The organism is Archangium gephyra, assembly GCF_049060025.1.
Taxonomy (GTDB): Bacteria; Myxococcota; Myxococcia; order Myxococcales; family Myxococcaceae; genus Archangium; species Archangium gephyra_A.
This window is the reverse complement of record NZ_JBMEQQ010000002.1, coordinates 3571863-3584813: the sequence shown is the minus strand read 5'-3', so window position 1 is coordinate 3584813 and position 12951 is coordinate 3571863. Positions and strand designations below refer to the sequence as shown.

General features: G+C 70.8%; 12 protein-coding genes, 1 tRNA gene and 1 pseudogene. 7 read left to right on the top strand and 7 right to left on the bottom strand.

The window, feature by feature from the left end; translation table 11 throughout:
- Positions 1–3 precede the first annotated feature (3 nt).
- From ACN28I_RS15520 to ACN28I_RS15510, 3 genes are all read right to left on the bottom strand, one after another.
- Positions 4–1857, bottom strand: a complete 1854-nt coding sequence (locus tag ACN28I_RS15520) for an Hsp70 family protein (RefSeq protein ID WP_420942802.1) — start codon at positions 1855–1857, stop codon at positions 4–6.
- An 18-nt stretch (positions 1858–1875) separates the two neighbouring features.
- On the bottom strand, positions 1876–2478 hold the full coding sequence (locus tag ACN28I_RS15515) for a DUF2760 domain-containing protein (protein WP_420942801.1): 603 nt from the start codon (positions 2476–2478) through the stop codon (positions 1876–1878).
- A 95-nt stretch (positions 2479–2573) separates the two neighbouring features.
- Positions 2574–2649, bottom strand: a tRNA-Ala gene (locus tag ACN28I_RS15510).
- A 196-nt stretch (positions 2650–2845) separates the two neighbouring features.
- On the opposite strand from ACN28I_RS15510, the gene ACN28I_RS15505 reads away from it, so the two are divergent.
- The 5 genes from ACN28I_RS15505 (at position 2846) to ACN28I_RS15485 (ending at position 9101) form a co-directional block, all read left to right on the top strand.
- A complete protein-coding gene (locus ACN28I_RS15505; RefSeq protein WP_420942800.1) occupies positions 2846–5206 on the top strand; it encodes a tetratricopeptide repeat protein in 2361 nt (786 codons plus the stop codon).
- Positions 5207–5360: 154 nt separating this feature from the next.
- Complete coding sequence (cyoE, locus tag ACN28I_RS15500) at positions 5361–6245, top strand: heme o synthase (RefSeq protein ID WP_420942799.1); 885 nt, start codon at positions 5361–5363, stop codon at positions 6243–6245.
- 7 nt (positions 6246–6252) lie between these two features.
- Entirely contained in the window at positions 6253–7260 is a 1008-nt protein-coding gene (locus tag ACN28I_RS15495; RefSeq protein ID WP_420942798.1) for an ATP-binding cassette domain-containing protein, read from the top strand.
- Entirely contained in the window at positions 7257–8156 is a 900-nt protein-coding gene (locus ACN28I_RS15490; protein WP_420942797.1) for an ABC transporter permease, read from the top strand. The genes ACN28I_RS15495 and ACN28I_RS15490 overlap by 4 nt, the downstream gene beginning before the upstream one ends.
- Before the next feature lie 117 nt (positions 8157–8273).
- The gene (locus ACN28I_RS15485) at positions 8274–9101 is read left to right on the top strand and encodes a carboxypeptidase regulatory-like domain-containing protein (RefSeq protein ID WP_420942796.1); all 828 of its coding nucleotides are present in this window, start codon (positions 8274–8276) and stop codon (positions 9099–9101) included.
- A 28-nt stretch (positions 9102–9129) separates the two neighbouring features.
- On the opposite strand, the gene ACN28I_RS15480 is transcribed toward ACN28I_RS15485, so the two are convergent.
- The 4 genes and pseudogenes from ACN28I_RS15480 to ACN28I_RS15465 form a co-directional block, all read right to left on the bottom strand.
- The gene (locus tag ACN28I_RS15480) at positions 9130–10434 is read right to left on the bottom strand and encodes a HAMP domain-containing sensor histidine kinase (RefSeq protein WP_420942795.1); all 1305 of its coding nucleotides are present in this window, start codon (positions 10432–10434) and stop codon (positions 9130–9132) included.
- Positions 10435–10514: 80 nt separating this feature from the next.
- Positions 10515–11196: pseudogene (locus ACN28I_RS15475) on the bottom strand (response regulator transcription factor).
- Positions 11197–11211: 15 nt separating this feature from the next.
- On the bottom strand, positions 11212–11445 hold the full coding sequence (locus ACN28I_RS15470; RefSeq protein WP_420942794.1) for a hypothetical protein: 234 nt from the start codon (positions 11443–11445) through the stop codon (positions 11212–11214).
- A 38-nt stretch (positions 11446–11483) separates the two neighbouring features.
- Positions 11484–11969 carry a periplasmic heavy metal sensor gene (locus ACN28I_RS15465; protein WP_420942793.1) on the bottom strand — a complete coding sequence of 162 codons (486 nt, stop codon included), beginning with the start codon at positions 11967–11969 and terminating at the stop codon, positions 11484–11486.
- Positions 11970–12199: 230 nt separating this feature from the next.
- Between ACN28I_RS15465 and ACN28I_RS15460 the strand changes: the two genes are divergently transcribed.
- Together ACN28I_RS15460 and ACN28I_RS15455 are read left to right on the top strand one after the other, a co-directional pair.
- Positions 12200–12406: a cold-shock protein gene (locus tag ACN28I_RS15460; RefSeq protein ID WP_047856399.1), complete on the top strand. Its 207-nt coding sequence runs from the start codon at positions 12200–12202 to the stop codon at positions 12404–12406.
- 153 nt (positions 12407–12559) lie between these two features.
- Positions 12560–12928, top strand: a complete 369-nt coding sequence (locus ACN28I_RS15455; RefSeq protein ID WP_420942792.1) for a cupin domain-containing protein — start codon at positions 12560–12562, stop codon at positions 12926–12928.
- Positions 12929–12951 lie beyond the last annotated feature (23 nt).

Sequence of the window (12951 nt, the reverse complement as noted above, 5' to 3'; positions counted from 1 at the left end):
GTTCTACTCCTTCATGCGGACGTTGAGCTCCAGCTTCCACTTGCCGGGGCCGTCCTTCTGCAGGCACCGCAGTTCCAGCGTGCCCACTTCGGTGACGGCGGCCTGGAGGTTGACGGGGGTGAGGTCCCCGTACGGTGCGGGCGTGCCCGGGAGCGTCGTCTCGATGGGGGCGAGCTCCTCGAACTCGTCATTGCCGTCCACGTCGTCCACCAGGACGCCCACCTTGTCGTCGCGCCGCACGGACGAGGCGAAGAAGCGGAAGCTGGTGGGCTCACCGGTGACGAGGCCGAACTCCTGCGGAGGCACGTCCGCCTGGGTGCCCTCCTCCATTCCGAAGGGGGCCACGCACAGGGCCTTCACCGGGGGCTCCATGCCGGGCACGGCGGGCATGGCCGTCTCCACGCCCACGTAGTAGGCGCGAGCCGTGCCGCCGCGGATGCGCAGGCCGTGGCCCTGGCGCACCCAGCCGTAGTAGGCCGCGCCGCGCGCCACGGACAGGTCCAGGTCCGCGCCCGACAGCTCCTGGGCCGGCTGGCCACCGTCCGCGGTGAGCCACGCGTTGAGCACCTCCATCACCCGGGCCTTGAGCGGGCCCGCCTTGAAGACGCCGCCGTTGAAGAGCACGGCGGTGGGGTGGATGAAGGACTTGCCGCCCACGTTCACCGGCGAGTCCGGCGAGTTGGCCAGGGCCTGTGCCTGCCGCGTGAGGAAGGCGGCCAGGTGCTTCGTCACCGCGGGGTCCTGCGCGTACGGCAGCGCCATCTGCGCGAGGCCGGTGCGCCGGGCCACGCGCGGCAGCTCCGCGACAGGGGAGGGCGGGAAGAAGCCATCGGTGAGGACACGGTCCAGGTCCTCGCGGGCCAGCTCCGTGCGCAGCGTGCCGCCGATGAGCGACGAGCCGCGGCCCGGAATCGAGATGGGCGCCTTGGCCATGGACGGATCGCCGTACAGCGTCTCCTTGGCCATGCGGCAGCCATAGGTGAGCGCGTTGAACTGCCAGGCATCCAGCTTCTTGCCCTCGGCGGTGAGGCGCTGGTTGAGCGTGTGCGCCAGCGCCAGGTCCATGTTGTCGCCGCCCAGGAGGATGTGGTCACCCACCGCCACGCGGGTGAGCTCCACGTCGCCTCCGCGGTCGCGCACGGTCATCAGCGAGAGGTCCGTGGTGCCGCCGCCCACGTCCACCACGAGGATGACCTCGCCCACCTTCACCCGCTTGCGGAACGACTCCCCCTGCGCCTCCAGCCAGGCGTAGAGCGCCGCCTGCGGCTCCTCCAGGAGGATGATGTTCTCCAGGCCCGCGGCCCGGGCGGCCTCGAGCGTCAAATCGCGCGCGGCGGCGTCGAAGGAGGCCGGGACGGTGATGATGACGTCCTGCGCGGCCATGGCGTTGCCGGCGTCCTCCTTCGACCGGGCGAAGGTGTGGTCCCATGCCTCGCGCAGGTGGCGCAGGTAGCGCGTGGAGGCCTCCACCGGGGAGACCCGCTGTACCTCCTCGGGGGCCTGCCAGGGGAGCAGCGCGGCGCGCCGGTCCACGCCGGGGTGGCTCAGCCAGCTCTTCGCCGAGGACACCAGCCGCGTGGGCACCTTGGCGCCGTGCGTCCGGGCGAACTCACCGGCGATGGTGGTGGCCGCCGGGTTCCACGGCAGCGCCAGACTTCCCTGGGGGAACTCCTGGCCGCCTGCCAGGTAGAGGAACGAGGGCAGCAACGTCCGGGCTTCCACCGTGCCCGGCGCCGTGAGCTGCGGGATGGGCAGCATGGACTGCGCCGCGCCGCGCGCCTTCGCTTCCTCCAGGTTGAAGTAGGAGACCGCGGAGTGCGTGGTGCCGAGGTCGATTCCAATCGCGTATCGGGCCATATGCGCTCCAATCTGGTGTCAGGACAGCTCGACTTCAGCGGGCGACAGCACCCGGGGATCCATCGCCGCGCTGGTGGACGGGAATTTCACGGCCGTGGTCACCCACCCGTGGTGCTTGAGCGCGCCGGTATATGGAGGTTGGCCCGCCACGTTGCCGGTGAGGCGGATGCGCTGGGCGTCGAAACCCGCGGGCACGTTCACCCGGTCCCCCTCGGACTGGGGCAGCACCGGCTCCAGGGTGAGGTACTGGCGCAGCACCTTGCGGCACCCCTCGTGGACGATACGGGCCGCGGCGCCCACGTCCGCGTCCGGGAAGGCCGCCACGTCCTCCTGGAGGAAGTCGATGAGGCGCCCCTCGCGCTGCAACATGGCGAGGAACTGCAGGGCCGCGGCGTGCTCCCGCTCGGGGGGCAGGGCGGCAACCGGCTCCTTCTTCTCCGGAACCGGCGGCCCGGCTGGCTGCCCGGAGGGTGGCGTCCCGGCCGGGAGCTGGCCCGCCGCGTCGGCCTCTTTCAGGGGGAAGACGGCCTGGGCGAACGCCGGGTTCGCCCAGATTCGCCAGAAGCACACGAAGGCGAGCCAGAAACGAGCGAAGAACGAGAGCGAAGGCTGGTCGGTCATCGGCTCCGGATAACAGACCCCCGGAGCTTTTCAATTCACTCGTAGCCCAAATGAAAAGGGCCTCACTGTTTCCAGTGAGGCCCTTCTCTGTTGCATGGTGGAGGTGGACGGGATCGAACCGACGACCTTCGCATTGCGAACGCGACGCTCTCCCAACTGAGCTACACCCCCGCAACCACTATGTATCCCAACGACTGCGTGTCCTGCCGGCCAGCGGGGCTTTTTCTCGCCGCCGAAAGACGAACGGGCAATTACAGGACCCTATTCCACGTGTCAAGCCGGGAATCTTCGGGGCCTCTTGCGCGATTGACGCGCGGCAACTTCGGGTGTCATAAGAACCCCCTCCCATCAGGCGCCTACCATCGGAATGTCTACTCCCTCATCGAAGTTGAGCCCGGCCGAGATTACGAAGCTGGAGCAAGCGTTCGCTTCCGACCCTTCCTCCGACGCGTACAAGCCGTTGGCCGAGGCCTATCTGGCCGCCGGCCGCTTCATGGAGGCGATGGTCGTCTGCAAGAAAGGGGTGAAAGCTCACCCTGATCATGCGGACCCTCGCCTTCTCCTCGCTCGCGTGTACGCGGAGCAGGGCAAGGACAAGAAGGCCTTGGAAGAGGTGCTTGGCGCACTCCAGGTGCAGCCCACCGACAAGGCCTCGCTGCGCATGGCAGGTGCGCTGCAACTCAAGACGGGCGAGGGCGAGGCCGGCAAGGCCAACCTCCTCAAGGCCTACGCGGCGGACCCCGCGGACGCCGAGACGCTCGCGGCCATGCAGCAGTACCAGGTGCAGCCGCCCCAGGCCGCCGCTCCGGCACCCGCGCCCGTGGCCGCTCCGGCTCCCGTGGCCGCGCCCGCTCCGGTGGCCGCGCCCGTGGCTGCTCCGGCGCCCGTGGCCGCCGCTCCCGCCGCCGAGCCCGCTCCGGCTCCCGCCGCCCGCAAGCGCCCCGTGGCCGCGGACGACGAGGAGGAGGCCCCGCGTCCCAAGGCCCGCGCCGAGCAGCCCGCGCGCTCCGCGGCCCGCCGCGCCGCGCCGGTGGTCGTCGACGAGGACGATGACGTCGACACCGATGACGACGACGCGCCTCGCAAGTCGCGCAAGAAGGGCGGCGGCAACAGCAAGTACATCACGCTCGCCCTGGTGATCGCCGTGCCCATCATCCTGGGCGGCTACTTCGTCCAGGGGCGCCTGGCCGCCCAGCGCAACCGCGAAATCAAGAAGCAGCTCGACGCCGCCACCGAGCAGCTCAAGCACGACTCGTTCGCCTCCTACAAGAAGGCGTGCGAGGCGGCCGACAAGGCGCTCGAGGTGGATGACACCTCCACCGCCGCCCACGGCTACCTGGCCTACGCCTACGCCATCCGTTGGGGTGAGCACGGCGGCGGCGACGACGCCCGCAAGCGCGCCGAGGAGCACCTGGCCTCCGCCAAGAAGAGCGGGGAGATCAGCTCGCACCTCTACGCCGCCGAGGCGCTCGTCAAGACGTACGGTGGCAAGGGCAAGGACGCGCTCACCGAGCTCGAGGGCCGCGTCAAGAAGTTCGACGACGAGGGCAAGCGCAGCTCGCTGCTGTACCTCACGCTCGGCCTCATCCAGATGAACGCGGGCGACCTCGACCGTGCCAAGGACAACCTGGAGAAGGCCCAGGCCCTGTCTCCGGATGATCCGCGCATCTACGCCGCGCTCGGCGCCGCGTACCGCCGGCTCGGCCAGGACGCCATCGCCTGGAAGAACTACGACTTCTCGCTGCGCTACGAGAAGGACCACCACGAGTCGCTGCTCGGCAAGTCCCTGCTCATGCTGGAGCAGGACGAGCCCAACTTCGGGCTGGCCGCGCAGATGATCAAGAAGCTGCTGGAGGCCGAGCCGCCCCCGTCGCCGCGCCAGCTCGCGGCGGCCAACCTGGCGCGCTCGCTGCTCATCTCCCGCGTGTCCGCGGCCATGGAGAAGCTCAAGCCCGACGAGCAGGCCAAGCTCGTCGAGGCCACCGGGGTGCCCGCCGAGAAGGAGAAGGCGCGCCAGGAGCTGACCAAGGCCGAGGAGACGGGCTTCACGCTGGACAAGACGAGCCCCGAGCTGTCGCTCATCAAGGGCCGCCGGCTGCTCTCCGAGAACCAGTTCGACCAGTCCGCCGAGGAGATCCGCAAGGCCATCAAGATCGACGCCACGCGCGCCCAGTTCTACGTCGAGCTGTCCAAGGCCCTCATGGGCAAGACGGGTGGCGAGAAGGAGGCCGCCGAGGCCCTGGTGACCGCCATCAAGACCATGGGGGACAGCCCCAAGCTGCTCACCATGCTGGGCAACGCCTACCGCAAGCAGAACAAGCTCAACGAGGCGCTCGACGCGTACAAGCGCTCGGTGAAGGAGCCGAACGCGAAGAACCCCGAGGCCCGTCTGGCCATGGGCACCATCTACCGCGAGCGTGGCGAGTGGACGATGGCGCAGGAGACGCTGGAGAAGGCGAGCACCGAGTTCATCGGTCAGCCGGACCGGGCCGCCATCGCGCTGCTCGAGCTGGCGCGCGTCCTCGAGGGCAAGGGCGACGCCGCCAAGGCCGACGAGACGTACCAGAAGGCGCTCAACGCGGACGAGAACTACTGCCCGGCCTACTACTTCTACGCGGCGTTCCTCAAGAAGGACCCGAAGCAGGCCACCAAGGCCAAGCCGCTGGCGCAGCAGTACATCACGTGCGCGCCCAAGGGCGAGTACGTGGCGCAGGCCGGCGCGTTGTGAGCAGGGCTGCCGCTTCCGACAAGCGGCGCTGATATCGACGGGCGCGGGGATGGTGAAAATCCCGCGCCCGTTTGCTTGAAGAAGGACTTCCCCCTGTGTAAGGGGAGGTCCAACCGCGACAGCAGCGAGCCTGTTGCGCCTTGGGGAGTCAGCCGTGAGCGCGCGTGCCGTGAGTGAGTCGAGCTTCGCTTCGGATCTGCTGTCCCTCACCAAGCCTCGGCTGTCCGGGCTGGTGATCGCCACCGCCGCCGGAGGCATGTGGCTGGCTCCGGGCGAGCTGACGGTGCCGCGCATCCTGGTGACGCTGCTGGCCACCGCGGGCACGGTGGGCGCCGCCAACGCGCTCAATTGCTACTGGGAGCGGGAGAGCGATCGCTTCATGGCGCGCACCCGCAACCGCCCGCTGCCCGCGGGGCGCATGGAGCCGGGCGTGGCGCTGGCCTTCGGGCTGGCCCTCGCGGCGCTCTCCCTGCCGGCGCTCGCCCTGGGCGCCAACCTGCTCACCGCGGGGCTGGGCCTGGTGGCGCTGCTCAGCTACGTGCTCGCGTACACGCCGCTCAAGGCGCGCACCTCCGCTTCCATGCTGGTGGGCGCGGTGCCCGGCGCGCTGCCTCCGCTCATGGGCTGGACGGCCGTCACGGGGCAGATCGACGCGGGCGGCTACGTCCTCTTCGCCATCCTCTTCCTGTGGCAGATTCCGCACACCATCGCGATCGGCCTGTTCCGCAAGGACGAGTACGCGGCGGCCGGCCTCAAGACCGTGGCGATGGAGCGCGGGGAGGACTCCAGCCGTCTGCAGATCGTCCTCTACCTGGTGGCGCTGGTGCCCATGACGCTGCTGCCCTTCCAGCTGCACATCGCCGGGGCGTGGTACCTGGCGGCCGCGGTGGTGCTGGGCCTGTCCTTCCTGGGACTGGGGGCAACCGGCCTCTTCCGGCGGCTGGGAAGGCCCTGGGCCCGTCAGACGTTCCTGTTCAGCCTGCTGTACCTGGCCGGCCTCTTCGCCGCGCTGATGCTCGACAGCGGGGGACACGGTTGATTCGAGGATGACCCCGGCCCTCCCGGCCCACTCTCCCACCGCGCGCTCCATGGCGCCGCTGCTCCAGCTCGACGGCCTCACCCGGCGCTTCAAGGCGCGGGTGGCGCTCGATGGGCTCAGCCTCGCGGTGGGCGCGGGCGAAATCGTCGGTCTGCTCGGCCCCAATGGGGCGGGCAAATCCACCACCTTCCAGTTGCTCGCCGGCCTGCTCGCTCCCGACTCGGGGCGCGTGCTGTTCGAGGGGCGGCCCCTGTCGCTCCATGATCCGGCCCTGCGCCGGCATCTGGGCATCATCTTCCAGCGCAGCAGCCTGGATGACCTGATGAGCGCGCGGGAGAACCTGATGCTCGGCGCCCGGCTGTACGGGCTGACGGGCGCGCGGGCCCAGGAGCGCGTGGAGCAGATGCTCCGCCTCATCGGCCTGGAGGACCGCGGCGGCGAGCGCGTCTCCACCTGGTCCGGCGGCATGCGCCGGAGGCTGGAGCTGGCGCGCGCCCTGGTGCACCAGCCGCGCATCGTCCTCATGGACGAGCCCACCCAGGGGCTCGACGAGGCGTCCTTCCGTTCCTTCTGGTCCCACCTGCGCGCCCTGCGCGACGCCGAGGGCCTCACCGTGCTGCTCACCACGCACCGCGCCGACGAGGCGGAGATGTGCGACCGGCTCGCGGTGCTGGACGCGGGCCGGCTGGTGGCCACCGACACCCCGGCGGCGCTGGCCGCGCGCGTGGGGGGAGACATCCTCACCCTGGAGGCCCGTGAGCCCGAGGCCCTCGCGGCCGAGCTGCATCAGCGGCTGGGCCTGGAGGCGCGCGTGGTGGAGGGCCGGGTGCAGGTGGAGGTGGAGCAGGGGCATGCGCTGGTGCCCCGGCTGGTGGAGGCCTTCCCGGCCGGCCGGCTCGCCTCGGTGTCCCTGCGCCGTCCCACGCTCGCGGACGTCTTCCTTCAACTCACCGGCCGCGTGCTCGGGGCCGACCAGCCCACCGCCGAGCCCGCCCGCAGGAGCCGCCGTCGATGACCGCCCCCGCCACCACCGTTCCCGTTCCTGACTCCTCGGGAGAGCCGGAGCGCGCGATGACCCGCCGGGTGGACACCCCCGCCTCCACCGGGGAGGCGCACGCCCCGGGAGGACTGGCGCTGCAGTGGGCCACCGTGCGCGTGCTGCTGGCGCGCGACGTGGTGCGCTTCTTCCGCCAGCCCAGCCGGATTGTGGGCGCGCTCGCCCAGCCCATCCTCTTCTGGTTCGTCATCGGCGCGGGCTTCGCCGGCTCCTTCCGCGTCGAGGGCGCGCAGGGCCTGGACTACCAGCGCTTCTCCTTCCCCGGTGTCGTCACCATGGTGGTGCTCTTCAGCGCCATCTTCGCCACCATCTCCGTCATCGAGGACCGGCGCGAGGGCTTCCTCCAGTCGGTGCTGGCCGGGCCCGGCTCGCGCCTCTCGGTGGTGCTGGGCAAGGCGCTGGGCTCCTCGGCCATCGCGCTGCTGCAGGCCTCGCTCTTCCTCCTCTTCGCTCCGCTCGCCGGGGTGAAGGCCGCCACCCTGGATGTGCCGCTGCTGGTGACGGTGATGGTGCTCTCCGCCCTGGGCCTCACCGGCATGGGCATCGCCCTGGCCTGGTGGGTGCGCTCCACCGCCGGCTACCACGCGGTGATGAGCATCGTCCTGCTGCCCATGTGGGTGCTCTCCGGTGCGATGTTTCCCCTCAAGGGGGCCGGGCCGCTGCTGGCGTGGGTGATGCGCCTCAACCCCATGCGCTTCTCCGTGGAGGGGGTCCGGCGCGCGCTGTACGGCGCCGAGGCCTCGCTCGCCGTGGGCACCACCTCCTCCGGCGCGGGTCTCGAGGTGCCGGTGCTGCTCGTCTTCGCCACGGTCTTCCTGGGGCTCGCCACCCTCAGCGTCAGCCGGCGGGAATAACCTGAATCGCTGTTCTTCCGTTGGATTACGGGTCCGCTCTTCTGTTACGAGGGGGCCCCATCAAATCTGGCCGCCCGTGCGACCCGACACGCGCCGGCGACACGAGGGAGTGTTCACATGAAGCTGCGTACGCTGGGTGTCGCGGTGCTGGGCGCGGTGGGACTCGCCGCCCTGCCGGCCTGCCAGAAGGAGGAGGCCCCCGCGGCCGCCGCCCGTGGACCCGTGGCTCCGGCTCCCGCTGCCGCGCCCAAGGCCGAGGCTCCCGCCGCGCAGCCCGCTCCGCCCGTCACCGGCGGGGCCACCGTCCGGGGCACCGTCACCTTCAAGGGTCCTGCTCCCACGCCCGCCGCCGTCACGCCCAGCGATGATCCCGCCTGTGACGGCATGGCGCTGAAGGACGAGTCCGTGCTGGTGACGGACGGCAAGCTGGCCAATGTCCTCGTGCGCGTGCGCGGCCTGGTGCCCCGCTCCCACCCGGCCCAGCCCGCCCTCATCGACCAGCAGAAGTGCACCTATACGCCGCGCGTGCAGGGCGTCACCGCCGGTCAGCCCGTCCTCATCAAGAACAGCGACGGCACGCTGCACAACGCGCGCGCGCTCACCGGCACGAAGACCGTCTTCAACGTGGCCCAGCCGCCCAACGCCAAGGCCGTGCCTCGCCCCCTGCCCGCCGACGCCGAGGTGATTCGCCTCAAGTGCGACATCCACCCGTGGATGGCCGCCTGGGTGGTGGTGAACCCGAATCCGTACTTCGCCACCTCCGGCGCCGATGGCTCCTTCTCCATCGAGCACCTGCCCGAGGGCAGCTACACCCTCGAGGCCTGGCACGAGACGCTCGGCACCCAGACCGCCGAGGTCATCGTCAAGGAGGGGGAGAGCGTGACGGCCTCCTTCGAGTTCTCCGCTGACAAGGCCAAGGGGACGGCCCTCGGTGGCGTGAAGTAGGCACGTTGGGGCCTCGGCGGGTGGGCCCTTACGCTCGTGGGGCCTTCATCGAGGCCGGGCCTTCGCGCCTCAGGGTGAAGCCCACCCGGGCGCCTCCTCCCGGACGATTCTCCGCGAAGGTGTCTCCGCCGTGTGCGCGGGCAATCCGCTGCACCAGCGCGAGCCCCAGTCCCAGGGAGCCCGCCTCGCGCGCCTCGCCCCCCCGGTCCTTCCGGTAGAAGGGCGCGAAGATGCGCGTCTCCTCGCCGGGCTGCAGCCCCGGGCCGCGATCGTCCACGCAGAAGGCGAGCTGCCCCTCCCGCTCGAGCATCCGCAGCGCCTCCACCCCGTGGCCGTGCTTGCGCGCGTTGTCCAGCAGGTTGGCCAGTGCGCGCCCCAGCAGCGTGGCGTCTCCCGTGAGCTTCGCCTCGGGCACCTCGACGGACAGCGCCTCCGCCGGCAGCCCCGTCCGCTCCAGCGCCCTCGCCGCCAGGTCCTTCCCGTCCAGCTCCCGGGGCGTCAACTGGCCGAAGTCCAGCCGCGAGCTCGCGAGCAGCTCGCCCACCAGCGCGTCCAGCTCCACCACCTCGCGCTCCATCTCGTCCGCCGTCCGCTCCGGGCCTCCCGCGTCGCGCATCAGCTCCACGAGCACGCGCAGGTGCGCCAGCGGCGTGCGCAGCTCGTGGGACACCGCCGCCAGCAGCTCGCGCTGGTCCGCCATCTGCCGCTCCACGCGCGTGGCCATCTCGTTGAAGGCGTCGGCCAGCACGGACATCTCCCCGGTGGCGTAGCGGCCCAGTTGCACGCGCGTGTCCAGCTTGCCCTCGCCCAGCTCCTGCGCCGCCCTCGCCAGCGTGTCCAGGGGCCGCGACAGCCGCCGCGCCAGCCACCCCGAGGCCATCCACAGCGTGGTCCCGGCCAGAAGCAGCACCATCGGCCCGCGCCAGGGCGTCCGGGTCCGGGTGGCTCCGGAGCAGGCCCGCGCCGTGCCCAGCCGCACCCCGCCGCGCTCCACCGGCACGGACATCTCCGCGCGAGGGGGGCAGGGCTCGCCGGTGCGCACCAGCAGCGCCCCCGAGGTATCCCGCAGCTCCACGTTGACGAGCAGATCCTCGGACACGGAGCGGACGAGCGCGTCCCGGCGCACGGGATCGTCCCACACCTCGGCGAGGCGGTTGCTGACGAAGGTGCGTGCGCGGATCGCCTCCTGGTGCCAGGAGCCATCCCCCATCAGCCCGCCCATCACGGTCATCACCGTGCCCACCACCAGGGCGGTGGTGAAGATGGAGACGCCGAACCAGAGGAAGAGTCTGCGGCGCAGCCGCGCGCGGATGAAGTTCCCCAGGCGGCTCATGGGCCCGCGAGGGTGCCCGTGCCGGAGCCTGTGCGAGGAATGGTGCGGGTGCCCGTGCGGGGGGTGTCTCATGGTCCGCCTCAGGGGCCGTCCTTGGCGAAGAGGTAGCCCACTCCGCGCACCGTCTTGATGAGGCGGTTGCCCTCGTCTCCCAGCTTCTGCCGCAGGTGGGAGATGTGCACGTCCACGGTGCGCTCGCCCACCACGGTGTCGCTCCGGCCCGCCTCGCCGAGCAGCGCCTCGCGGGGAATGACGCGTCCGGCCCGCCGCACCAGCGCCACCAGCAGATCGAACTCGAGCCCGGTGAGCTCCACCAGCCGGCCGCCCGCGCGGACTTCCCGGGCCGACACGTCGATGGACACGCCGCTGGACTCCAGTTTCTCGGCCACCGCCGAGGGCTGGGCGCGCCGCAGCACGGCCCTCAGCCGCGCGAGCAGCTCGCGGGGGCTGAAGGGCTTGGCCAGGTAGTCATCCGCGCCGAGCCTCCAGGCCCACCACGCGGTCCGTCTCGTCGCCGCGCGCCGTGAGCATGATGACGGGCAGGGTGCTCTTGGCGCGGATGCGCCGGCACACCTCCAGCCCGTCCATGCCCGGCATCATCACGTCCAGCAGCACGGCGTCGTAGGTGCTGGCTTCCAGCGCGGCCAGGCCGCGTCCTCCATCGGGTGCATGGGCGACGGTGATGCCGTTCTGCCCGAGGTACTGCGCGAGCAGCTCGTACATCCGGGAGTCATCGTCGATGAGGAGGACGCGGGTGGCCATGGGCGGGCATCGACTCTAACGCGGCTCGGGAGTGGACGCCTGGGCCTGCACCTGCGGGCCCTGGGGCGTCTGGGCCGGAGCCCACGACGGAGTGGCGTGGCGGGAGTTGAAGTCATGGGCCCGGCCCTGGCGGCAGTGCCCACCGGAGGTGTGCCCGTAGCGGTGCCAGCGGTACATGCTGGCGAAACCGGAGGAGTAGCCCGCGAGGGTGCCAAAGGCGAGCAGGGCGATGAGAACGCGGCGGCGCATGGTGGTGGTCCTTTCTTTTGTCCGGGAGGGAGGAGTGCTCAGCAGGACCGGGCGCCGCGCCAGCCGCCGCAGCCGCCGTAACCGGAGTGGCGGTAGCCGTGGCCCCAGCCGTGCTCGAGCAGATCCGCCAGCTCGCGGCGCTGCTTCGCATCCAACGCCTCGTGGGTCCGGGACAGCGCGGTGCGGAGCGTCTTGCGCAGGTTGTCGATGAGCTCGTCGTGCTTCGCGTCCAGCTCGCGCAGCGCGGCGGCGTCGAAGGACTCGCCCCGCAGCGAGCGGGCGATGGCGGCGCGGGTGGCGCTCAGCTCGTCGCGCATCTTGGCGAAGGCCTCGGTGAGATCATCCGCGGCCTGGACGAGCACCTTCTCCTGGCCGGGCGAGGTGTCCAGGCGCTCGAAGAGCCAGCGCAGGCGGCCGCGCCAGCTCCAGCGGCCGGGGCCTCCGTGGCGGTGGTGCCAGCGGCCGCGGCGCAGGGTGTAGAGGAGACCGGCCAGGCAGGCGGTACCGAAAACGAATCCGAACATGTGCTGCTCCTTCCGTGAGCGGCCGGGCACTCAGGGGCCCGGCATCCATCGGTTGGTGCAGAAGGTACGGGGGGGGTGTGAAGGGGGCGCCCAGTACTTATGAAGAAGTGTGAAGGCCACCGACTGGAATGGGGGGGAGGTACGGACCGTTAACCCCCGCAGGCACTTCAATGGGTCGGAGTGTCTGTCTGGAAGTCCGTAGAACGCACGTGCAGAAAGCAGGGAAGTACATGGCAACTGGTACCGTGAAGTGGTTCAACGACGCGAAGGGCTTCGGTTTCATCGCGCCGGATGCGGGTGGCGAGGATGTGTTCTGCCACCACTCCGCCATCAACATGGATGGCTTCCGCTCCCTGGCTGAGGGCCAGAAGGTGGAGTACGAAGTGACCAAGGGCCCCAAGGGGCTTCAGGCGCAGAACGTGCGCCCGGCGGGGTGACAGGCCCCGCATTCACGGCCTGAAGGCCGTGTCTCTCACGCCCGCTCTTCCCTTCGAGGGGGGAGCGGGCGTGTCGTTGCGGGGTACGTGTCGCCCGGCGCTCCTTACCTTGTCCGGCAAAGGACAACCGCCAGCGTCCGCGAAGGAGACGAGATGGGCGACACCAGCGTGAAGAAGGTCGACTCCCAGCACTCCCCGAAGGGTGAGATGGGGCAGAAGTACCTGGCCGGGGGCATCCGGGTTTCCATGCGCCTGTGGGAGAACGAGCAGCCGGCCGAGCCGCTGCCTCCCTCCGTGCGCGATTACGAAACCGTCGGCTACGTCATCAAGGGCCGCGCCGAGCTGCACCTCGAGGGACAGGTGCTGCTGCTCAACCCCGGAGACTCGTGGCTCGTACCGAGGGGGGCCAGCCACACGTACAAGATTCTCGAGTCCTTCACCGCGGTGGAGGCCACCAGCCCGCCGGCGTCCGTGCACGGGCGCGACGAGAAGGAGAAGAACCGCGAGGGCGCCAAGGCCTGACGCGAGGCCTGGGGCTGAGCGGG